Annotated in this window: 20 protein-coding genes and 1 tRNA gene; 9 read left to right on the forward strand and 12 right to left on the reverse strand. The window is 66.7% G+C overall.

The features are described from left to right. Positions 1-111: 111 nt before the first annotated feature. The gene (locus U1769_RS22060; protein ID WP_332720214.1) at positions 112-1,758 is read left to right on the forward strand and encodes a M28 family metallopeptidase; all 1,647 of its coding nucleotides are present in this window, start codon (positions 112-114) and stop codon (positions 1,756-1,758) included. After that, on the forward strand, positions 1,755-2,594 hold the full coding sequence (locus U1769_RS22065; protein WP_332720364.1) for a Rossmann-fold NAD(P)-binding domain-containing protein: 840 nt from the start codon (positions 1,755-1,757) through the stop codon (positions 2,592-2,594). The genes U1769_RS22060 and U1769_RS22065 overlap by 4 nt, the downstream gene beginning before the upstream one ends. On the opposite strand, the gene U1769_RS22070 is transcribed toward U1769_RS22065, so the two are convergent. The 3 genes from U1769_RS22070 to U1769_RS22080 form a co-directional block, all read right to left on the reverse strand. Beyond that, positions 2,504-3,421, reverse strand: a complete 918-nt coding sequence (locus tag U1769_RS22070; protein ID WP_332720215.1) for a DMT family transporter — start codon at positions 3,419-3,421, stop codon at positions 2,504-2,506. The two genes, U1769_RS22065 and U1769_RS22070, sit on opposite strands and share 91 nt — an antisense overlap. A gap of 75 nt (positions 3,422-3,496) precedes the next feature. Next, positions 3,497-4,498, reverse strand: coding sequence for a threonine aldolase family protein (locus U1769_RS22075; protein WP_332720216.1), 1,002 nt, complete (start codon positions 4,496-4,498; stop codon positions 3,497-3,499). A 35-nt stretch (positions 4,499-4,533) separates the two neighbouring features. Next, a complete protein-coding gene (locus U1769_RS22080) occupies positions 4,534-6,636 on the reverse strand; it encodes a transglycosylase domain-containing protein (RefSeq protein ID WP_332720217.1) in 2,103 nt (700 codons plus the stop codon). A gap of 204 nt (positions 6,637-6,840) precedes the next feature. Here U1769_RS22080 and U1769_RS22085 point away from each other — a divergent pair, with 204 nt between their 5' ends. Next, a complete protein-coding gene (locus tag U1769_RS22085; RefSeq protein ID WP_332720218.1) occupies positions 6,841-7,440 on the forward strand; it encodes an NADPH-dependent FMN reductase in 600 nt (199 codons plus the stop codon). A 6-nt stretch (positions 7,441-7,446) separates the two neighbouring features. Here the strand turns inward: U1769_RS22085 and U1769_RS22090 are convergent, their stop codons facing one another. From U1769_RS22090 to gluQRS, 7 genes are all read right to left on the reverse strand, one after another. Further along, on the reverse strand, positions 7,447-7,935 hold the full coding sequence (locus U1769_RS22090) for a hypothetical protein (protein WP_332720220.1): 489 nt from the start codon (positions 7,933-7,935) through the stop codon (positions 7,447-7,449). Positions 7,936-7,964: 29 nt separating this feature from the next. Continuing rightward, complete coding sequence (locus tag U1769_RS22095) at positions 7,965-8,834, reverse strand: 3-hydroxybutyryl-CoA dehydrogenase (protein ID WP_332720221.1); 870 nt, start codon at positions 8,832-8,834, stop codon at positions 7,965-7,967. Positions 8,835-9,243: 409 nt separating this feature from the next. Further along, positions 9,244-10,221 (reverse strand): L-histidine N(alpha)-methyltransferase, encoded by a 978-nt coding sequence (gene egtD / locus U1769_RS22100; RefSeq protein ID WP_332720222.1) that lies wholly within the window; start codon positions 10,219-10,221, stop codon positions 9,244-9,246. Between the two features lies 1 nt (position 10,222). Beyond that, the gene (egtB, locus tag U1769_RS22105; RefSeq protein WP_332720224.1) at positions 10,223-11,482 is read right to left on the reverse strand and encodes an ergothioneine biosynthesis protein EgtB; all 1,260 of its coding nucleotides are present in this window, start codon (positions 11,480-11,482) and stop codon (positions 10,223-10,225) included. Positions 11,483-11,525: 43 nt separating this feature from the next. Continuing rightward, positions 11,526-12,110, reverse strand: coding sequence for a cob(I)yrinic acid a,c-diamide adenosyltransferase (locus U1769_RS22110; RefSeq protein ID WP_332720225.1), 585 nt, complete (start codon positions 12,108-12,110; stop codon positions 11,526-11,528). A gap of 19 nt (positions 12,111-12,129) precedes the next feature. Then, positions 12,130-12,363, reverse strand: a complete 234-nt coding sequence (locus U1769_RS22115) for a twin transmembrane helix small protein (RefSeq protein ID WP_332720226.1) — start codon at positions 12,361-12,363, stop codon at positions 12,130-12,132. Between the two features lie 9 nt (positions 12,364-12,372). Then, entirely contained in the window at positions 12,373-13,275 is a 903-nt protein-coding gene (gluQRS, locus tag U1769_RS22120) for a tRNA glutamyl-Q(34) synthetase GluQRS (RefSeq protein ID WP_332720227.1), read from the reverse strand. 91 nt (positions 13,276-13,366) lie between these two features. Here gluQRS and U1769_RS22125 point away from each other — a divergent pair, with 91 nt between their 5' ends. The 4 genes from U1769_RS22125 to ppc all read left to right on the forward strand — a co-directional run bounded on the left by U1769_RS22125 (position 13,367) and on the right by ppc (position 17,516). Further along, positions 13,367-13,933 (forward strand): HNH endonuclease, encoded by a 567-nt coding sequence (locus U1769_RS22125; RefSeq protein WP_332720228.1) that lies wholly within the window; start codon positions 13,367-13,369, stop codon positions 13,931-13,933. A gap of 12 nt (positions 13,934-13,945) precedes the next feature. After that, positions 13,946-14,266 carry a type II toxin-antitoxin system TacA family antitoxin gene (locus U1769_RS22130; protein WP_332720230.1) on the forward strand — a complete coding sequence of 107 codons (321 nt, stop codon included), beginning with the start codon at positions 13,946-13,948 and terminating at the stop codon, positions 14,264-14,266. After that, positions 14,254-14,769: a GNAT family N-acetyltransferase gene (locus U1769_RS22135; RefSeq protein ID WP_332720231.1), complete on the forward strand. Its 516-nt coding sequence runs from the start codon at positions 14,254-14,256 to the stop codon at positions 14,767-14,769. The genes U1769_RS22130 and U1769_RS22135 overlap by 13 nt, the downstream gene beginning before the upstream one ends. Positions 14,770-14,840: 71 nt before the next feature. After that, positions 14,841-17,516: a phosphoenolpyruvate carboxylase gene (gene ppc, locus U1769_RS22140; RefSeq protein WP_332720232.1), complete on the forward strand. Its 2,676-nt coding sequence runs from the start codon at positions 14,841-14,843 to the stop codon at positions 17,514-17,516. 156 nt (positions 17,517-17,672) lie between these two features. On the opposite strand, the gene U1769_RS22145 is transcribed toward ppc, so the two are convergent. Both U1769_RS22145 and U1769_RS22150 read right to left on the reverse strand, forming a co-directional pair. After that, entirely contained in the window at positions 17,673-18,110 is a 438-nt protein-coding gene (locus U1769_RS22145) for an acyl-CoA thioesterase (RefSeq protein ID WP_332720233.1), read from the reverse strand. Further along, complete coding sequence (locus U1769_RS22150; RefSeq protein ID WP_332720235.1) at positions 18,110-20,170, reverse strand: S9 family peptidase; 2,061 nt, start codon at positions 20,168-20,170, stop codon at positions 18,110-18,112. The genes U1769_RS22145 and U1769_RS22150 overlap by 1 nt, the downstream gene beginning before the upstream one ends. 109 nt (positions 20,171-20,279) lie before the next feature. On the opposite strand from U1769_RS22150, the gene U1769_RS22155 reads away from it, so the two are divergent. Continuing rightward, positions 20,280-22,076: an aminopeptidase P family protein gene (locus tag U1769_RS22155; RefSeq protein ID WP_332720236.1), complete on the forward strand. Its 1,797-nt coding sequence runs from the start codon at positions 20,280-20,282 to the stop codon at positions 22,074-22,076. A gap of 215 nt (positions 22,077-22,291) precedes the next feature. Further along, positions 22,292-22,366 (forward strand) — tRNA-Thr (locus U1769_RS22160). Positions 22,367-22,478 lie beyond the last annotated feature (112 nt).

The following is a 22,478-nucleotide window of genomic DNA, read 5'->3' on the forward strand; positions in this document are numbered from 1 at the left end:
AGGATGCGCCTCCTGCTCGTGCCACCGAAATCGCCGCCAGGCCGCTCCCCTTGCGCACGCGCACGGCAGTGCTAGGCCGTCAGCGAGCTCCTGACGGCACGAGGAAGAGGCATGTTTCGTTCGGTTGGCGCGATTGCGCTGATGAGTTTCGCCGGCACCGCGCTGGCGCAGACGGCGCCCGTGCCGGTCAAGGAGGCCAGGGCGATCAATACGATCGTCAACGCCGTGCTGCCGGACGACCAGGCCGCGATGAAGGCGCATGTCATGTTCCTCGCTTCGGACGCGATGCGTGGGCGTGAGGCGGGCAGCCCGGAATTCGACATCGCGGCCGAATATGTCGCGGCGCAATTCTACGCGGCCGGGCTGCGGCCGGCGGGCGACGATGGCGGCTATTTGCAGAAGGTGCCGCTCGTCACCTACCGCGCCGCTGACAAGGGCGATCTGGTGCTGACGCGCAACGGCGTCCCGCCGCTGCGGCTGACCTTCGGCGACGATTATGTGCCGGGTGCGCATGCAGGCGCTGCGTCGACGGTGATCGATGCACCCGTCGTGTTCGTCGGCTTCGGCATCGTCGCACCGCAATATAAGCGCAACGATTATGCCGGCGTCGACGTGAAGGGGAAGATCGTCGCCTATCTCGGCGGCGCCCCCGGCAGCTTCCAGAGCGAGGAGCGCGCGCATTTCTCGGGCGGAACGACCAAGGCGATCCTAGCCCAGGCGCGCGGCGCGGTCGGCACGATCCTGATCCAGCCGCGCCCGCTGGGGACGGCAGCCCAGACCTGGGACCGCCCGCGCGTGACCTGGGGCACACCGGGCGGCGCCGGCGACGCGCCGGGCGCCCCGCAGCTTGCAACGATCAGCGATGCGGGTGCGGCCAAGCTGTTCGAGGGCGCGAAGACACCCTGGGCGACCATCGTGAAGCGCGCGACCAATGCCGAGACCCGCTTCAAGCCCGAGCAGCTTCCGGGCAGCCTGGCGATCGCGGTCAGGACGACCTTCCAGCCGGGCATGAGCAGCAACGTTGCCGCGATGATCCCCGGCAGCGATCCCAAGATCGGTGCTGAAGTCGTCGTGCTGTCCGCGCATCTCGACCATCTCGGCGTGCGCCCGGATCTGAAGGGCGATACCATCTTCAACGGCGCGGAGGACAATGCCGTCGGCATCGCGTCGCTGATCGAGGAGGCGAAGCGCTTCAAGGCGAGCGGCAAGCCGCCCCGTCGCAGCATCCTGTTCCTGGCGGTGACCGGCGAAGAAAAAGGGCTGGTCGGCTCCGACTATTTCGCGAGGCATCCGACGGTGCCGATCAATCGCATCGTCGCCGATGTGAACCTCGACATGCCGATCCTGACCTACAAGTTCGAGGACATGACCGTGTTCGGCGCCGACCGATCGACGCTTGGCCCAATCGTCAGCAAGGCCGTCGCGACGCTCGGCGTGACGATGTCGCCCGATCCCGATCCGGCGCAGGGCATCTTCGTCCGTTCGGACCATTACCGCTTCGTCCAGCAGGGCGTGCCCTCAGTGTTCCTGTGGCCGGGCCAGGCCGGGCCGGGCAAGGCGGCAACGGCGGAGTTCTTCGCCAATCGCTACCACAAGCCGTCGGACGAGGTGTCGCAGCCGATCGACTGGAGCCAGGGCATCCGCTTCGTCGATGCGAATTATGCCATTGCGCGCGAGATTGCGGACGGCGATTCCCGGCCGCGCTGGAACAAGGGCGATTTCTTCGGCCTGCTCTATAACGGGTACGGCGCGAAATAGCCGCGCTGCTCATCTTTGGCCTGGGCTATTCGGCCCAGGCGCTGGCGGTCCGCCTGCGTGCCCGGGGCTGGCAGGTGGCCGGCACCAGCCGTGATGGCAGGGCCGGGACGATCGCGTTTGGCGATACCGCCGCCGTGCGGGCGGCCATCGTCCGCGCTGACCATATCCTATCCTCCGTGCCGCCGGATGGGCCCGCTGATCCAGTGATTGCGACCTATGGGCCCGAGCTGGCCGCGTCACGGGCATGGCTTGGTTATCTGTCGTCTACCGGCGTTTACGGCGATGCCGGCGGAGCCTGGGTTGACGAGGGCGCACCGACCGGACGAGGGCGCCGCAGCGCGCGGATGGCGGCGGATGCGGCGTGGCTGGCGATGGGCGCGCGGGTGTTCCGGCTGCCCGGCATCTACGGCCCGGGCCGGTCGGCGCTCGACCGGGTGGCGGAGGGGCGGGCGCATCGCATCGACCTGCCGGGCCAGGTGTTCAGCCGCGTGCATGTCGACGATATCGTTGCGGGCGTGATCGCGGGATTCGATGCGCCGTCCGGGGCCTATAATCTCGCGGATGATCTGCCGACGAGCCAGAATGCCGTGATGGAATTCGCTGCGCGCCTGATCGGCCGGGAGGCGCCGCCGTTCGTTCCGCTCGAGACGCTGTCGCCGGCCGCGCGGGCCTTCTACGCCGAGAACCGACGCGTCGCGAACGGCAAGGCGAAAAGGCTGCTCGGCTGGCGGCCGCTTTACCCCGATTACCGCGCCGGCCTGCGCGCGGTCAACGCGATGACCAGTCCGACCATCGCCAGCGCTGCGCCCGCGCCGGCCAGCAGCGACCAGCGATAGCCTTCGAAGATGGTCGACAGCAGCATCGCGATGACCGGCACCAACACGCCCGAATAGGCTGCCTTGGCCGGCCCGATGATGCGCAGCACGCCGTAATAGAGCGTGAACGCCAGCGCGGAGGCGACCACGCCGAGATAGAGCAGGCCAAGCAGATAGCCCGCCCGCAGCTCGATGACGGGCGGTCCGGTCAGGGTCCAGGCGATCGCCGCATTCATCGCGGACCCGACCAGCATGGCGATGCTGAGCGTCGGCGCCATCGGATAGCGTCGCGCGATCTCGGTGCCCTGCAGCACGTTGGCGCTGGAGGCCGTAAATACGGCGAGCAGTGCGAAGCCGATTCCGGCAATCGCCGCTTCCGGTCCGTGCGGATCGGAGCGCGCTTCGTGGACGAACAGCAGCGCGACACCAGCCATCGCGACCGCCGATCCCAGGATCAGCTGCTTGCCAAGGCGCTGGCCGAGGAATATCCGGCCGAACACCGCATTGGGGACGAGCAGCAGCGCGAATATCACCGCGACCAGCCCGGAAGTGATGTAGGTCTCCGCGGCATAAACGAAGTTGAAGTTGAGGCAGAATTGCGCGGCCGCCAGCGCACCGACGAACAGCCAGCCGCGCTTGTCCAACGTCACCGTCTCGCGCTTCCACGCGGCATAAGCGAGCATGGTCAGCCCGCCGATGAAAAAGCGATAGGCGACCGACCAGCTGAGCGGCACGACACCGAGCTGATCCGAGATGACGATCCAGGTCGAGCCCCAGATCAGCGTCACGATCCCGAACGGGATCAGCACCGCGAGGCGGGTCGATTGCGGGGCGGGCTGATCGTTCATTTGCCGTGCCTTAGCGCCGGCCCGGTCGAGATGGGACAGCCGTTTTCCTTGTCGGGTCACAAGTTGCGCCTATGATCACAGCGCCGAGATCGCATCCGCTAGCGGACGGATCTCGTCTTCGGTCTGGTTCCACGAGATGACCAGCCGCGCTTCGCCCGGTCCCCAATCGTAGAAGTCGAAGCCGAGCGCGCGCAGCCGGGCCGCTTCCTCGGGCGAGACGCGCAGGAACACCTCGTTCGCTTCGACCGGCACGACCAGCCGCTCCCCGGCAGCGCGGGCGAGCAGCGCGGCACCGGCATTGGCGGTGCGGGCATTGTCGAGCCACAGGCCGCCGTTGAGCAGGGCGAGGATCTGCGCGGCGAGGTAACGGCCCTTGGACAGGAGCAGCCCGGCGCGCTTGCGGCGATAGAGCGTCGCGGCGGCAAGCTCCGGCTTGAAGAAGATCAGGGCCTCCGCGCTCATCCCGCCATTCTTGACGAAGCCGAAGCTCAGCACGTCCACCCCGGCGCGCCAGGTCAGATCGGCGGGGGAGCAACCGAGATGGGCCACCGCGTTGGCGAAGCGGGCGCCGTCCATGTGCAGCCCGAGCACGCGGGCGCGGGCCAGCGCGCCGATCGCAGCGACCTCGGCCGGCGCATAGACCAGGCCATATTCCGTCGCATTGGTGATCGAGATGGCGTGCGGCTGGACCTGGTGGACATCGTTGCGGGTCGCGTCGAGCACGGCCAGGATCGTCTCCGGCGTTAGCTTCGCGCCCGTGCCGTCGGCGAGCAGCAGCTTGGCGCCGTGCGTATAGAATTCCGGCGCGCCGCACTCGTCGTTCTGGATATGCGCGTCGCGGTGGCAGACGATCGCGCCGTGCGGCGGGCACAGCGCGGCGAGGGCCAGGCTGTTGGCCGAGGTACCCGACGGTACCCACAGCGCGCTGACCTCCGTCTCGAACAGGTTCGAGAACAGGCCGTCGAGCTGCTTGCTCCAGGCGTCGCCGTCATAAGCGGTGTCGAGGACATTGGCCTCGGCCATCGCGGCGAGCACGGCCGGGTGGACGGGGGCGGCGTTGTCGGAAAAGAAGCGCATGGATGCGCCTTGCTGTGGGCCGCCGCGTGCGTCAACTAGAAGGGCGCATCCTCTTCCTCAGGCTCGCGCTGCGGAGCGCGGTCGTCGCGGCGGGGGCGAGGCTCGCTGTCGTCGCGGTTCGCGCGGTTGATCTCGATGCTGCCGTCGCGGCCGATATGGAGGTTGAGGCCGAGCCCCTGGAGATCGCCCTCGATCGGCAGCGAGACGGCGTCCGGATCGACGGCGTTTTCGGCATCGGGATCGATCTCGTCCGCGTCGGGCTCAGTCGCCTGGGCCGCGCCGACGCCAAGCGCCTGCTGCATGAAATCGCGCCACACCCGCGCCGGAATGCCGCCGCCCGACAGGCCGGCATTGGGCGTATTGTCGTCATTGCCGACCCATACGCCGGTGACCAACCCGCCAGCGAAGCCGATGAACAGCGCGTCGCGATTGTCCTGGGTCGTCCCGGTCTTGCCATAAGTGCTGACCGACAGCGCGGCCTGGCGTCCGGTGCCGGATTCGGCCGAGGCGGACAGCAGGTCCAGCATATCGTCGCGGATCCGCCCGGTCAGCGGGCGGGAGCGGGTGGTCAGGCTCTCATACCAGCTGCGATCGCGCACTTCCTCCAGTCCGCGGGCCGTGACCGGATAGGATTCCGCGGCGACGGCCGCATAGGCCGAGGTGAGTTCGAGCAGGGACATGCTCGACGTGCCCAGCGCGATCGTCGCCTCGCTCGGGATCGGGGTCGAGATGCCGAGATCGCGCGCGGCGCGGATGACGGCGGCGACGCCGACCTTCTGGATCAGCCGCGCGGCTGCCACGTTGCTCGATCGGGCAAAGGCCTGGCGCAGCGTGATCGGGCCGAGATAGCGTCCGTCGCTGTTCTTCGGCGACCAGTCGGCGATGGTGATCGGCGAATCGTCGACCATCGAATCGGGCGTCATGCCAGAGCGCAGCGCAGCCAGATAGACGAACAGCTTGAAGGCTGAACCGGGCTGGCGCCGCGCCTGGGTGGCGCGGTTGAACGGGCTGTCGGCATAGGATTTGCCGCCGACCATCGCCACGACCCGGCCATCGGGGCGCATCGCGATGAGCGCGATCTGCGCCTCGCGCAGCCCGGCCCGCTTGATCGACCGCTCGGCAGCGCGCTGCAGCTGGCGGTCAAGCGTGGTCTTCACCGTCGTCTCGGTGACGATCTCGCCCGCCCGATCGCGCGCCTCGGGCAGGACCCAGTCAGCGAAATAGGTGCCGTCGGGCAGCGGCCTGATCCGGTCGGTCGCGAGCCGCGCGGGACGGACGGAAGCGGCGGTCCGCTGGTCGATGAAGCCGGCGGCGGCCATCGCGCCGACCACCAGCTTCTGCCGGTCCCGCGCGCCCTTCAGATTGACGGTCGGTGCGAGCCGCGACGGGGCCTTGACCAGGCCGGCGAGCATCGCCGCCTGGCCGATCGAAAGATTCTCCGGCGCGCGGTTGAAATAATGCTGTGCCGCAGCGCGCAGGCCATAGACGTTGTCGCCGAAATAGACGTTCGACAGATAGCGCGAGAGGATCTGGTCCTTCGTCAGCCAGGCCTCGAGCCAGAAGGCGATCATGACTTCGCGTGCCTTGCGCGCCGCCGTGCGGTCAGAATCGAGAAAGGCGTTCTTGGCGAGCTGCTGGGTGATCGTGCTGCCGCCCTGGCGCACGCTGCCCTTGCTCATATTCTGGACGAACGCGCGCAGGATGCCGCGCGGGTCGATCCCCCAATGCGACCTGAACCGGCGATCCTCGATCGCGAGAAAGGCGTTGGTGACGTTCTTCGGCAGGGTGGCGGCATCGACGGGGGCCGCGATGATCGCGCCGCGCCGCGCGATCGGCGTTCCGTCGTCGGCCAGCAGGGTGATGCTCGGCGGGGTCAGGGGTTTGAGCGATTTCGACAGCGGCGCCGTCACCGCCAGCCAGCCGACCGCCAGCACGAACAGGATGATGAGCGCGCCAAGCCCGCGCATGACCCAGCGCCAGCGGCTCGTCCGCGGCGGCGCGGGTGGACCGACGGGATCAGGCTCGTCCTGCCCCGGATAGTCGAAGCGCCCGGAATAGGCCGGCGGCGGCAGGCCGTCGCTCAGATCAAGCGGCGCCGCATTGCCCTGTGAAGCAGGTTCGAAGGGATAAGGGCGCATGCTCTCAGTCAGTCCGTCCCGGTTACGCCGCCCGGAGGTGTATTAGCGTGATATGACAGTTATCGCAAGCATCGGCCATGCAGCCATCCTAACAGGCGCGGGCGGGCCATGCGAGCGCCACAATCAGCTACAGTGAGGCATTGAGGCGATGCCGTGCACCGGCTATCTGCACAGCCAGCAGCGCCGCACCGACAAGGAAGCCGAATGACCGATATTGCCACCGCCGGAACGCCCCTCGTCGTGGGGATCGGCGGCACGATCGGCGGCGTCTCCTCCACCGAACGGGCGCTGCGCATTGCGCTCGATGCCGCATGTCAGGAGGGGTTCCGGACCCGCATGTTCGGGGGCGCCGACATGGCGCGGCTGCCGCTCTACGATCCGCGCGCGACCGAGCGCACCGAGCATGAGCGCGAGTTCGTCGATACGGTCCGCCAGGCCTCGGCGCTGATCATCGCGAGCCCGGGCTATCACGGCAGCATCTCCGGCGTGGTCAAGAACGCGCTGGACCTGCTCGAAGAGACGGCGAAGGACGAACGGCCCTATCTCGCCGACATGCCGGTCGGCCTGATCGCGACGGCCTATGGCTGGCAGGCGACGGGCAGCACGATCGCGGCATTGCGCTCGATCGTTCACGCCCTGCGCGGCTGGCCGACCCCGTTCGCCGCCGCGATCAACAGCCAGGTCACCAAGTTCGACGATGACGGCGGCAGCAGCGACGCCGCAGTGCTCGATCAGCTGCGCCTGGTCGGCCGCCAGGTCGCTCGCTTCGCACCGATCGCTCTGGGGGCCGAACGGACCGGCTGACGGCCGCTATTTCTTCTTCTCGCCATAGCCGGCCTTGATTGCCTCGGTAGCGAGATCGTCGGTCGCATCGACGATCTTGTCGATCCAGGCGCGAAAGCTCGACCGCGGCATACCCTCGATCACCCCGCTGGCGGAATAAGCGAGGCGCTTGTCGGCGCGCGTCCACACCTTGATCAGGTCGTAATCGGCGTTCTGCTTCGCGACCCACTCGACCGGAAGATCGAGCAGGTCGCTGAACGATCCGATCAGGATGATGTGGCCACAGTTCTTGCCGTCGGTGCAGCCGGCGAGGATGACGCCCAGCGTCTCGTTCGGCAGGTGCAACACGGTCTCGACCGTGCCGGCGCCGGCGCCGAACGGCTCCGGTTCATAGCCCATTTCCTGCAATTGCCGTTCGAACTGCTTCGGGTCCTTGATGCTGATCGCGGACTGCGCGGCGGCCATCCCGGGCAGGCAGAACAACACGGCCATGGTCAGCATGGCGAACAAACGCATTCCGGGTCTCCCTGAAGATTGGCACGCCATCACCGCGTCGGCACCGGTTCGTCGCCCGAATAATCGTAGAAGCCGCGGCCTGTCTTGCGGCCGAACCAGCCGGCCTCGACATATTTCACCAGCACCGGTGCCGGCCGGAACTTGGGATCGCCCGTGCCCTCGAACAGAACGCGGGTGATCTCCAGGCAGGTGTCGAGCCCGATGAAATCGGCCAGGGTCAGCGGGCCCATCGGGTGGTTGAGGCCGAGCTGGCAGGCCAGATCGATGTCGCGGATCGTCGCCACGCCCTCACCGAGGGCAAAGCAGGCTTCGTTGAGCATCGGCATCAGCACGCGGTTGACGATGAAGCCGGGCGCGTCATTGGCGCGGACCACCTGCTTGCCCACGGCCTTGGCGTAATCCTCAACCAGTTTCACCGTCTCGTCCGAAGTGGCGAGGCCGCGGATCAGTTCGATCAGGCCCATCACGGGCACCGGATTGAAGAAATGCACGCCGACGAAGCGCTTCGGATCGGGCGAGGCCTGGGCGAGCCGCGTGATCGGGATAGACGAGGTGTTCGAGGCGAGCACTGCCTGGTGGCCCAGCACCTTGCCGACTTCGGCGAAGATCGAACGCTTGATCTCTTCCCGCTCGGTCGCTGCCTCGATCACGAGGCCGCAGGAAGACATGCCGTGCACGCCGTCGATCGGTTCGATCCTGGCCAGTGCCTGATCGCGCGCCTGGGGCGCGATCTTCTCCTTGCTCACCAGTCGGTCGAGCGCCTTGGCGATGCCAGCCTTGCCGGCCTCGGCGCGCTCTTTCGAGACGTCGGTCAGCAGGACATGATAGCCTGCCTGCGCCGAGACCTGAGCGATCCCAGCGCCCATCTGTCCCGCCCCGATCACGCCTATCGTCTGCATTGCCTGACTCCCGTTGGTCGATGTCGCGCCGCTCCTATCGACTCGGCGGCGCGAGGGCCAGGATTCAGGCCATGCTCGCGGCAGGCGACGGCCGTTTGCGACCCGTTCTCAAGGCGGCGTTTTTTCTTCCGCTGTTATGTTGGATTTGTAGGTCGGATTTCCTCAATGTTCCGAGGTAGTTGCTCAGCGTTTTCCCTGTTATGGATAACAGCGGTAAAATCGCCCCGAAAAGCGATAAAAACCAACCGTTTTCCGCTGAGGACGTGCGAACACGTTTGAAATTACATCACGATGAGAAACAACCAATGCCGGCCGACGAGGCCAGCGGCGCGGACGGGGTATAGCGCGGTTTCCCGATGGTTGAATCCGACGGGGGAACCTCGGCGAGCGAGCCGCCCCCCTGGAAGGATCAGGGCGCGAAACGCGCTGGCTGCGCCTCGGCGAGGAACACCGCGAACAGGCCTTCCGGATCGGTCCATTCCGCAATCGGCGTCCAGCCGCCCGCGCGCAGCAGGATGCGGCCATCGCGACCGCCATATTTGTGGCTGTTCTCGGTATGGATCGTCTCGCCTGCCGCCATGGCGAAGGGCCGGCCTTCAATGGTGAAAGCGACATCGTCGCGCGCTTCGAGATGCATCTCGATCCGCGCGCGATCGTCGTTCCAGATCGCGCGATGGCGGAAGGCAGCGATGGGGATCGTGCCGTCCAGTTCCCGATTGATGCGTTCGAGCAGGTTGAGGTTGAACGCGGCGGTCACGCCCTGGGCATCGTCATAGGCCGCGACCAGCCGGCTCTCTTCCTTGATGCGGTCCATGCCGATCAGCAGCATCGATCCCTCGCCGAGCGAGGCCTTCATCGCCCGCAGCAGATCGACCGAGGAATGCGGGATCATGTTGCCGATGGTCGAGCCGGGAAAGAAGCCGAGCTTGGGCAGGCCGGCGACCATGGCGGGCAGCGCGATCGGCCGGAGGAAGTCGGCTTCGACCGGCAGCACCGGCAGGCCGGGAAAGGCCGCGGCGAGCCCGGCCGAGGATTCGCGCAGGAAATCGCCCGAGATATCGATCGGGACATAGGCCCCCGGGTTCACGCTGCGCAGCAGGATCGGCGTCTTGGTCGAGGAGCCCGAGCCGAACTCGACCACGGCGCGTCCCTCGCCGGCCAGCGTCGCGACCTCCGGGCAGGCGCGGCGCAGGATCTCCGTCTCGGTGCGGGTCGGATAATATTCGGGCAGCTCGGTGATCGCCTCGAACAGCTCGGAGCCGCGCCGGTCGTAGAACCAGCGCGCGGGGATGGCGCGGGGACGGGTTTCGAAGCCGCGCAGCACATCGGCGCGAAAAGCGGGATCGGCAAGGGTGACGTCGCCATCCTCGATTTCTTGCTTGAGCATTTCAGAGATCCTTGGCCAGGCGCACGCCGGTGAATTGCCAGCGCTGGTGCGGATAGAAGAAGTTGCGATAGCTCGCGCGCGCGTGGCCGCGCGGCGTGGCGCAGGAGCTGCCGCGCAGGACGAACTGCCCGCTCATGAATTTGCCGTTATATTCGCCGACCGCGCCTTCGGCCGGCCTGAAGCCGGGATAGGGACGATAGGCGCTGCCGGTCCATTCCCAGACATCGCCGAAAAAGGCCGGGCCGTCGGTGGCGGGACGCGGCTCGACCGGGCCGGCGCGGTCGAGCTGATTGCCGCCGCCCGGATCGAACGCGGCCGCGGCGGCTTCCCATTCGAACTCGGTCGGCAGGCGTGCCCCCGCCCAGCTCGCATAGGCGTCGGCCTCGTAGAAGCTGACATGCGTGACGGGTGCGGCGGGATCGATCGGGCGGCGACCGTCGAGCCCGAACCGCGTCCACGCGCCCTCCTGCCGTTCCCAATACAGCGGGGCGGCAGTCGCCTTCGCCTTCACCCAGGCCCAGCCGTCCGACAGCCAGTGCTGTGGATCGGCATAGCCGCCATCGGCGATGAACGCGGCCCATTCGCCATTGGTGACGGTGCGATCGGCAAGGGCGTGCGGGGTGAGCAAGGCTTCGTGGCGGGGCCCTTCGCAATCGAAGGAGAAGCCGACTCCACCATGGCCGATCTCGACGATCCCCGTCCTGCCCTTCGTCCAGCCGAGCGGGCCGGGCATTGCGACGGGCACCTTGCGCGCGGCCGGCCAGATCGCCGGTTCGAGCGGGTTCTGCGCCATGAGGTGCAGGATGTCGGTGACCAGCAGCTCCTGATGCTGCTCCTCATGATGGCAGCCCAGAGCGAGCAACTCCAGCGCCGCCGCGGGCAGATCGGAGAGCGTCGCGGCGATCGCGCCGTCAACATGCGCGCGGTAAGCCAGCACCTCTTCCAGGCTCGGCCGGGTGATCATGCCGCGGCGCGACCGGCTGTGGCGCTTTCCCTCGGCCTCGTAATAGCTGTTGAACAGAAAGGGGAAGCGATCGTCGTGGAGCGTATAGCCAGCCACGAAATCGCGCAGGATGAAGGTTTCGAGGAACCAGGTCGTGTGCGCCAGGTGCCATTTGGCTGGCGACGCATCTTCCATCGACTGGACGGTGGCATCGGCGTCGGACAGCGGGGCGACCAGCGCCTCGGTCAGCGCGCGAACCTTCGCGAAGCGCGTCGCGAGCGCGTCCGTTGCGGGTCGAGGCTCCGATTTTGTTCGCATTCTGTTCCCTTTTCCAGAACGCGCCGGCCAAAGTCAAGCCGAGCTACGGTCCCGCCGGATCGCGGGACGCGCCCGGAATCCACAGAACGTCACCACCCGCGTCTTTGTTCACGCGCCTCGCGGCTACGAACAAATAGTCCGACAAGCGGTTGAGATAGGAAAGCGCGAGCGGATTCAAAGGGACAATCTGCGCTGCGGCGACCGCAGTCCGCTCTGCGCGGCGGCTCGTGGCCCGGGCGAGGTGGAGCGTGGCGGCACCGGCGGTGCCTGCGGGCAGGATGAAGCTGGTGAGCGGGGCGAGATCGGCGTTCATCGCGTCTATCTCTTCCTCGAGCCGCGCGACCTGCGCGGCGACGATCCGCAGGACCATCTCGGAGGGCGCGAAATCCTCGCCGGGCGTGGCGAGATCGGCGCCGAGATCGAACAGGTCGTTCTGGATGCGCGTCAACGCGGTGGCATAGCGACCCGGGCCGAGCGCCGCGATCGCTACGCCGATCGCGCTGTTCGTCTCATCGACATCGCCGATCGCGGCCATGCGCGGATCGTTCTTGGCGACACGCGATCCATCGACCAGGCCGGTGGTGCCGTCGTCGCCGGTGCGGGTGTAGATCTTGTTGAGCTTGACCATCGCCGGCGCGACCGGACGATCAGGTTCTGCCGCCGGCGACGAACAGGATCAGCACGACGATCAGGATGGCGATCGCCTGGAAGAAGATGCGGTACTGCATCGCCTTGTTGGACTTGAGCGCCGACGCGCTCGGGCCGGTCCCGCCCTTCACCTCGGCGCTGGCGCCCATCAGGAAGATGACGAGGCCCCGGACCAGCATGGCGACGGTCGCGAGCATCGCCGCGATGAGGAGGATGAAGAGGAAAATGCTCATCCCGCTCATTTAGGCTTTTGCCACCTGAAAGCCAATGGGGAGGCGCCCGGCGCGCAGGTCGTCCGCGAGCGCGCGCCCGTTGATGCCGGCAGCCCGCAGCGATTCCAGCGTCGGCGCCCGGTTGCGCTTGGCGAGCCGCATGCCGCTCGCGTCGGCCAGCAGCGCGTGGTGATGATAAACCGGGGTCGGCAGGCCGAGCAGCGCCTGGAGCAGCCGGTGGACGTGGGTGGCGGCGAACAGGTCGTTGCCGCGCACGACATGAGTGACGCCCTGCGCCGCGTCGTCGATCGTCACCGCGAGATGATAGCTGGCGGGCGCATCCTTGCGGGCGAGGATCACGTCGCCATGGATTTGCGGCATGGCGATCACGTCGCCGGCCAGTTCGTCCCGCCAGATGAGGACTCCTTCGTGTCGGGGCTGCTCCGGCATCTCCTCGGCGGCGGGGGACAGGAGGTCGAGCGCTCGGGCCAGATCGAGCCGCCAGGCATGCTCCTCGCCCGCGACGCGTCGGTCGCGCTCGGCATGGGCAAGATGGCGACAGGTTCCCGGATAGATGGGGCCGCCATCGCCGTGCGGGGCAGACAGGCTCGCCGCGATTTCGGCGCGGGTGCAGAAGCACGGATAGAGCAACCCCATCGCGATGAGCCGGTCGAGCGCCTCGCTGTAGCGCGCCAGCCGCTGCGACTGCAGCAGCACCGGCCCGTCCCAGGCCAGCCCGAGCCAGGCCAGCTCCTGTTCGATCGCAGCGATGAATTCAGGCCGGCTGCGCGTGCCGTCGATATCCTCGATACGCAGCAGGAATCTGCCGCCGCCCGCCCGCGCACGATCATGCGCGAGGATTGCCGACCAGGCGTGGCCGATGTGCAACAACCCGGTAGGGCTTGGCGCGAATCGGGTGACGATTTCGCTCAAAGCGGCTCTTGACCGCGAGTCGCGCGCTGTGCTGTCATCATGGCGTCATCCTAATCGGCAATTGCCGCGCCAGGAAGCATGGGGGGTTCGCGTGTATCATCCCGATCTGATCCGACACCCCGACGGTTGCCCCGCCCTGGTATTGAACGCCGATTATACGCCGCTCAGCTATTATCCGCTCAGCGTCTGGCCGTGGCAGACCGCGATCAAGGCAGTGTTCCTCGACCGCGTCGACATCGTCGCCGAATATGAGCGCGAGGTGCGCAGCCCGAACCACAAGATCAAGCTGCCCTCGGTGATCGCGCTGAAATCCTATGTCCGCCCGAGCGCCTTTCCGGCGTTCACCCGGTTCAACCTGTTCCTGCGCGACAAGTTCGAATGCCAATATTGCGGGGCGGGCAACGATCTGACCTTCGACCATGTCGTGCCGCGTGCCCAGGGCGGGCGCACGACCTGGGAGAATGTCGTTACGGCCTGTGCGCCGTGCAATCTCCGCAAGGGCGGGCGGACGCCGAAACAGGCGGGCATGCCGCTGCACATCGGCGCGATCCGCCCGACCAGCTGGCACCTGCAGGAACATGGGCGGCGCTTCCCGCCCAACTATCTGCACGATACCTGGCATGACTGGCTCTATTGGGATGTCGAGCTGGAGGCCTGAGGCGGCCTCTTAATGGACGAGCAATTTTCCGTATGCTATTGTCATACGGTGAAAGGTCGTCCGATGCGCAGAGAAGCCCCGATCGTCAGCGTTCGCGTGAATCGCGAAGAGCGCGCCATGCTGGAGGCTGCAGCGGAACATGCGCGCACCAACATAAGCGATTTCGTCCGTCGCAAGGCGCTCGAAGCGGCGGAGATCGACATGCTGGACCGGCGTCAGGTGACGATTCCGGCGGAGGACTGGGACAGGTTCGAAACCTGGGTTCGTGCGCCTGGTAAAGATATACCGGCGTTGCGCAGGCTCTCCGCCACGCCTCCTGCATGGCAGGACTGACCCCACCGCTCCCGCTTGCCGCCGAACACGATCGGGACGGCTTCGATTGCGGGCGCGATTCCCTGAACCAATGGTTCCGTCGGCACGCCTGGCGCAACCAGGAAGGCGGCACATCGCGTACCAGCGTGATATGCGATTCAGCGAGCGGCGCGATCGTCGGCTATGTCAGCCTGTCAGCGGCGCAGATCGATCGCGCCTTCCTGCCGAAAGCCGTCCAGCGCAATCGCCCCGATCCGGTACCGGCATTGCTGCTGGGCCAACTCGCTGTCGATACGCGCTATCAGGGGCGCGGTTGCGCGCGCTCTCTGCTGTTCTTCGCGCTCACTACCGCCGTGCGTGTTTCTCGCGACATGGGCTGTTTCTGCGTGCTCACGCATCCGCTGGATGACGGCGTGCGCGATTTCTATCGGCAGTTCGGATTCGAGGACCTTCCCTTCGATCCGATGCGCAGCATGGCCGTTCGTATCGTGGATCTGATCGCGAGCGGTTTTGCCGGGGACTGATGCGCCCCGGAGACGCTTCCATCGCAGGATAGGCGGTTGACCGGAACGATACCGCAGCGCAGCATCGTGTCATGGCCGATCTCCCCTCCATCGCGAACAATCCCGACATCCGCTTCCTGGGCAAGCTGCTCGGCGACGTGATCCGCGCCTATGGCGGCGAGACATTGTTCCGGCGGACGGAATATATCCGCGCTGCCTCGGTCGACCGGCACCGCGGCATTACCGCCAAGGACGCGACCGATCTCGGGCTCGACCGGCTGAGCCTGGACGAGACGCTCGATTTCGTGCGCGGCTTCATGCTGTTCTCGATGCTCGCCAACCTCGCGGAGGATCGCCAGGGCGTGGCCGTCGAAAAAGGCGCCGATGTCGAATCCGCGCTCGCGCGGCTGGCGGAAGAGGGGATCGACCGCGACGCAGTGATGACGCTGCTCGGGCACGCGCTGATCGCGCCGGTGCTGACCGCGCACCCGACCGAGGTGCGCCGCAAGAGCATGATCGACCACCGCAACCGCATTTCCGAGCTGATGACGCTGAAGGATGCCGGGATCGCCGAGACGCCCGACGGCGATGCAGTCGAGGAGGCGATCCTGCGCCAGATTGCGCTCCTGTGGCAGACCCGCGTGCTGCGGCGCGAGCGGCTTTATGTCGCGGACGAAGTCGAGACCGCGCTCAGCTATCTGCGCGACGTGTTCCTGCCGGCGCTGCCCGCGCTCTACCAGCGCTGGGACCGGGCGCTCGGCGCCCGCGCGCCGAGTTTCCTGCGGCCCGGCAGCTGGATCGGCGGCGACCGCGATGGCAACCCCTTCGTCACCGCCGATTCGCTGCAAATTGCCCTGGCGCGGGCATGCGAGGCCGTGCTGGGCCATTATCTCGATGCGGTTAACGCCCTTGGCGCCGAACTGTCGATCTCGACCGGCATTACCCCGGTGGACGCCGCAGTGCAGCGCCTCGCCGACGCGAGCGGCGACTCTGCCGCCAGCCGCGCGGACGAGCCCTATCGTCGCGCAGTCTCCGGTATCTATGCGCGGCTGGCGGCGACGCATCTGGGGCTGACCGGCAAGCCTGCGCCGCGCCCCGGCCCGCTTCACGGCGAGCCCTATCCCGATCCGCAGAGCTTCCGCGCCGATCTGGTGGTGATCGCCCGGGCCTTGCGAACGGGCGGCGGCGGCACGCTGGCTTCGGGCGGCGCGCTCGGCCGGCTGATCCGCGCGGTCGAGACGTTCGGCTTCCATCTCGCCACGCTCGATTTGCGCCAGAACAGTGCAGTGCTCGAGCGGGTCGTGGCGGAATTGCTCAAGGTCTCGGGCGTGGAGGACGATTATCTGGCGCTCGGCGAATCGGAGCGGGTCTCGCTGCTGCGCCACGAGCTGTCCAACGCGCGACCGCTGTCGAGCCCGTTCGAGACCTATTCGGACGAGACTGCCTCCGAACTCGCGATCGTCCGCGCGGCGGCCGACGCGCATGCCAAATATGGCGCGGCCTGCATCACCCAGCATATCGTCTCCATGGCGCAGTCAGTGTCCGATCTGCTCGAAGTGAATGTGATGCTGAAGGAAGTCGGGCTCTACCGGCCCGGCAAGATTCCCACCGCGGCGATCATGGCGGTGCCGCTGTTCGAGACGATCGGCGATCTGGAGGCAGCGCCCGGCATCATGACCGAATGGTTCGCCTTGCCCGAGGCGGGCGCGATCACCCGGGCGCGAGGCTTTCAGGAAGTGATGATCGGCTATTCGGATTCGAACAAGGACGGGGGCTACATCACCTCGACCTGGTCGCTGTCCAAGGCGTCGACCGCGCTGAAGCCGGTATTCGACAAGGCGGGCGTGGGCATGCAGCTGTTCCACGGCCGCGGCGGCGCGGTCGGGCGCGGTGGCGGCTCGGCCTTTGCCGCGATCCGCGCCCAGCCGACCGGCACGGTGCAGGGCCGGATTCGCATCACCGAGCAGGGCGAAGTGATCGCGGGCAAATATGGCACGCGCGAAAGCGCGATGACCAATTTGGAGGCGATCGCCTCCGCCACGCTGCTGGCGAGCCTGGAACCGGATGCCTTGTCGGCGGCCGAACAGGTCCGGTTCGGGGCGGCGATGGATGCGCTGTCGGGCAGCGCGTTCAAGGCATACCGCGACCTCGTCTATGGGACCGAGGGCTTCCGTACCTTTTTCCGCCAGATGACGCCGATTGCCGAGATTTCCGGGCTGAAGATCGGATCGCGCCCGGCGAGCCGGACCAAGTCGGACCGGATCGAGGATCTGCGCGCGATCCCCTGGGTGTTCAGCTGGGCGCAGGCGCGCGTGATGCTGCCGGGCTGGTACGGCGTCGGCCAGGCGATCGCGGCGTTCGAGGACAAGGGCCTGCTCGCCGAGATGGCACAGGGCTGGCCATTCTTCGCCGCGACGCTCGACAATATGGAGCAGGTGATCGCGAAGTCCGACATGGATATCGCCGAACGCTATGCCGCGCTGGTCGAGGACCGCGTGCTGGCGGACAGCGTGTTCGGGGCGATCCGCGATGGCTGGCGCCAGACTCAGGACGGCCTGCTGGAGATCACTGGCCAGTCGCGGCTGCTCGAAAAGCATCCGGCGCTGGATGCGTCGATCCGGCTGCGGCTGCCCTATATCGAGCCGCTCAACCTGCTGCAGATCGAGCTGATGAAGCGCCACCGTGCCGGCGAGACGGACGAGCGGATCGGCGAGGGGATATTGCTGTCGATCAACGCGATCGCGACGGCGCTGCGGAACAGCGGCTAAGGTTTTCCTCTCCCCTTGTGGGAGAGGAGCATTGGGTGAACAGCGCCCCGCGCTGTTCAGGATATGCCGGGGGCATAGCCGACCCAACGCTGGGCCCATCGCGTAGCGATGGGAAGGGTGAGGGGGACACGGGAAGCTCGCGAGCCTCACTCCCCCTCACCCTTCCGTCGCTGCGCTCCTCCCTCCCTCTCCCACAGGGGGAGAGGGATTTAGGAAAGGCGCCGCCAGTTCGGGGCGCACCCGGAGCAGCCGGCCTGTCGCCCGGTCGAGCAGCGCCCAGGTCGAGACCGCTTCCACCTTCACCTTGCCGTCGGCACCGGTGAACCGGACATGGCGATCGAAGCGGGCGCCCCTGGGCGGTTCGGGCACCCAGGTTTCCCCGGTCACCGTCTCGCCCGGGCCGACATTGCCGCGATAATCGATCTCGTGGCGGGTCACGACCCAGATATAGGCCTGTTGCTGTTCGGCCGTCGCGATCGCCGCCCAATGCGCGACGGCGATATCCTGGATCCACTTCACCCACACCGCATTGTTGACGTGGCCGAGTTCGTCGATGTCGGCGTCAGTCGCGGTTTTGGTGAGGGTGAAGGGCATTACCCCTCCACGCCCAATTGCCACAGCACGAAGGCATGTTCCTCGGCCCCTTCGCGCAGGCTTTCGAAGCGGCCCGATTTGCCGCCATGGCCGGCGCCCATATTGGTCTTGAGCAGCAGGACATTGTCGTCGGTTTTGGTTGCGCGCAATTTCGCCGCCCATTTGGCCGGCTCCCAATAGGTCACGCGCGGATCGTTGAGACCGCCCGAGATGAACATCGGCGGATAATCGTGGGCGGCAACCTGGTCATAGGGCGAATAGGAACGGATCAGCTCGAACGCTGCCTTGTCCTCGATCGGGTTGCCCCATTCGGGCCATTCGCCGGGGGTAAGCGGCAATTCCGCGTCGAGCATGGTGTTGAGCACATCGACGAACGGCACGTCCGCGATCACCGCGCCCCACAGTTCCGGATCGGAATTGACCACCGCGCCCATCAGCTCGCCGCCGGCGGAGCGGCCCGCGATCGCGATCTTGCCCGCGCTGGTCCAGCCATCGGCGATCAGGCTCTTCGCCACATCGACGAAATCGTTGAAGGTGTTTTCGCGCTTCTCCAGCTTGCCGTCGAGATACCATTGCTGGCCGAGATCGTCGCCGCCGCGGATATGCGCGATGGCATAAGCGAAGCCGCGATCGAGCAGTGACAGCCGCCCGGTCGAGAAGCCCGGCGGGATGGCATAGCCATAGGCGCCGTACGCGTAGAGGAAGAGCGGCGCCGAGCCGTCCTTCGGGAAATCCTTCGGATAGACGATCGAGACGGGCACCTCGGTGCCGTCGCGGGCGGCGATCTTCAGGCGCTCGGTGCGATATTTGTCCGCGTCGTAACCCGAGGGGATTTCCTGCACCTTGAGCGTGGTCAGCGTGCCGGTGGCGACATCGTAATCATATTCGGTGCCGGGCGTGACCATGGATTCATAGCCGACGCGCAGCACGTCCATGGCATATTCGGGGTTGTTGCCGAGGCCGGCATCATAGCTTGCCTCGGGAAAGACGATGCGCTGTGGCGGGATCGACGAATCGTAGCGATGGATCTCGATCTGATCGAGCCCGTCTTCGCGCCCGTCGACGATGAAGAAGTCGCGGAAACAGTCGATCCCGGTCATGTAGAAGTGCTGCGACGGGCCGATCAGCTCGGACCATGCGCCGGGATTGTCGATCGACGCAGTGCACAGGCGGAAATTGGGATCCACATCGTTGGTGTGGATGAACAATGTGCCGTCATGCTCGTCGACATCATATTCGCGGCCGACCTTGCGCGGCGAGACGCAGATCGGCGCGGCGAGGACATTGTCGGCCGGGAGGAGATAGACTTCGCTCGTCACATGATCGCCACTGGCGATGACGATCCATTTGCGCGAACTCGTCTCGCTCACGCCGACTCGGAAGCCTTCGTCGGCTTCCCGGAACAGCTCGATATCCTCCGAGAGGGGCGTGCCGAGCTTGTGCAGCCGGGCATTGTCGGTGCGCCATTGTTCGTTGGCGAGGCCGTAGAGGAAGCCGCTGTCGTCGGCCGTCCAGACGATTTCGGAGAGCATGCCGGGGATGACGTCGGGCAGATGCTCGCCGGTGGTGAGGTCCTTGACCCGCACCTCGAACCGCTCCGATCCATTGTCGTCGATCGCATAGGCGAGCAGCTTCGCGTCGTTGCTGACCGAGAAGGCGCCGAGCCGGAAATATTCCTTGCCCTCGGCGAGCGCGGGTTCGTCCAGGATCAGCTCGTCCGGCCCGCCGACGACCGGCTTGCGCCACCATTTGCGATATTGCCCGCCGGTCTCGAATGCGGTCCAGTAGAGCCAGTCGCCGTCCTTCTGTGGGACCGACGAATCGTCTTCCTTGATGCGGCCCTTCATCTCTTCATAGAGTCGGTCGACCAGCGGCCGGTGGGGCGCCATCACTGCCTCGAAATAGGCGTTCTCCGCTTCGAGATAGGCGAGCACATCCGTGTCGGTGACCTCGGGATAACCGGGATCCTTGATCCAGGCATAGGGGTCTTCGAGGGTGATGCCGTGCACGGTGAAGCTGTGCGGGCGGGTTTCGGCGATGGGAGGCTTGATGATCGTCACTCTATTCTCCGTTCGGGCCGAGCTTGTCGAAGCACCGCCCTTTCTTCTAACCCTGTAAGCAAGAACGGCCCTTCGACAAGCTCAGGGCGAACGGATCGAGAGGTATAGTATGTCCACCTATCAGGATCGCCTCGCGGCGCTGCGCGAACAATTGAAGCGCGACCGGCTCGACGGGTTCGTCGTGCCGCTGACCGATGAGCATATGAGCGAATATGTCGGCGCCTATGCGCAGCGACTGGCCTGGCTGACGGGCTTTCAGGGTTCGGCCGGCAGCGCGGTGGTGCTGCCCGAAGCGGCCGCGATCTTTACGGACGGGCGCTACACCTTGCAGGTGCGCGAGCAGGTCGATGGCACGAACTGGGACTATGTCTCGGTGCCCGCGACGAGCATCGCGATGTGGCTCGGGGCGCATGCCGCCGCCGGTGCGCGCGTGGGGTACGATCCGTGGCTGCACACGCGCGGCTGGGTCGAGGAAGCGCGCAAGGCGCTGGCGGAGCGCGGGGCGGAGCTGGTCGCGGTCGATACCAACCCGGTCGATGCGGTGTGGCCCGACCGGCCGCCGCCGTCCCACGCCAGGCTCGCGGTGCAGGATGATGACCGCGCCGGCAAATCCTCGGCCGAGAAGCGTGCGGCGATCGCCGACTGGCTGGCCGAGCGTAAGGCAGATGCGGTTGTGCTCTCCGCGCTCGATTCGATCGCCTGGGCACTGAACGTGCGCGGCGAGGATGTGGCGCATACGCCGGTCGCATTGGCCTATGCGATCGTCGATGCGGACGGCACCGCCGATCTGTTCGTGGCGCCTGAGAAGCTGGCGGACGATGTGCTCCAGCATCTCGGCAATGCGGTTCGGGTCAGGGATCGCGCGGCGTTTCCGGCGGCGCTGGGCGGCTATGCCGGCAAGCGCGTGGCGGCCGATCCGGAGCGGGCGGTGGCGGCGATCTTCGGGCGGCTCGAGGCAGGCGGCGCCACGGTGCTGAGCCTGCGCGATCCGGTGGTGCTGGCCAAGGCGGTGAAGAACCCGGTCGAGATCGTCGGGCACCGGGCCGCCTCCGTGCGCGACGGCGCCGCGCTGGCGCGGTTCCTGAAATGGGTGGAAGCGGAGGCACCCAAGGGTGGGCAGACGGAGCTTTCCTGCGTCGCTAAGCTCCAGGAGTTTCGCGAGGCGACCGGGCTGTTGCGCGATACCTCGTTCGATACGATCTCGGCGACGGGCGCGCACGGGGCGAGCCCGCATTATCATTCGACGCCGGAATCGAATGCGCTGCTCGAGCCGGGCCAGCTCTATCTGGTCGATTCGGGCGGGCAATATGCCGATGGCACGACCGACGTGACGCGCGTCCTCCCGATCGGCACACCGACCGAGGAGATGCGCGATCGCTTCACCCGCGTGCTCAAGGGGCATATCGGCCTGGCCACCGCGGTGTTTCCGCCGGGTACGAATGGTGGCCAGCTCGATTCGTTCGCGCGGCGGCCGCTATGGGAGGCGGGCCTCGATTTCGCACATGGCACCGGCCACGGGGTCGGTGCGTACCTCTCGGTGCATGAAGGGCCGCAGCGCATCGCCAAGCCCAATTATCCGGGCGGCGGCCCGTCCGAGCCGCTGCGCGCGGGCATGATCGTCTCGAACGAGCCGGGTTACTACAAGGCCGGCGAGTACGGCATCCGGATCGAGAATCTGATCCTGGTCGAGGAGCGGATCATCCCGGGCGGCGACGAACCGATGCTCGGCTTCGAGACGCTGACCTTCTGCCCGATCGAACGTTCGCTGATCGTGGCTGATCTGCTGACGGTGGCGGAGCGCGACTGGCTGAACGCCTATCACGCCAAGGTGCTGGAGATTCTCGGGCCGGAGCTGGAGGGCGAGGAGCTTGCCTGGCTCCAGGCCAAGTGCGCGCCTATCGGCTAGGTTCGTCGTCCCGCGGCGCGGGCGGCGAATCGCTTGCGCGCGCCTGCGCCTTTCGCTTGCGCAGATTCTCGCGCAGTGCGGCCGCGAGGCGCGCCGCTTTCTCGTCCTTATCGGCCATATGGCCTTATCGACGGCGCGCTTCGCCTTGACAATCCCGCCGCCCTCGTCTCTTAGGCGCGCTCCGCCGACGGCCTTGGGCCACTCGGACCGGTAATGCTGCCGTAGCTCAGTGGTAGAGCGCATCCTTGGTAAGGCTGAGGTCGTGAGTTCAATCCTCACCGGCAGCACCATTTTTCTCCTGTGACATCAGCGTTTCCCTGCGGGGGGCGATCAGACCGAAACCTTCGTATCCTTTACGATCGGCCCCGATTGGGTGACCCTGTGGCCGCGCCGCTGCTGTTT

The sequence above is a fragment of the Parasphingomonas zepuensis genome, from assembly GCF_036663735.1.
Taxonomy (GTDB): domain Bacteria; phylum Pseudomonadota; class Alphaproteobacteria; order Sphingomonadales; family Sphingomonadaceae; genus Sphingomonas.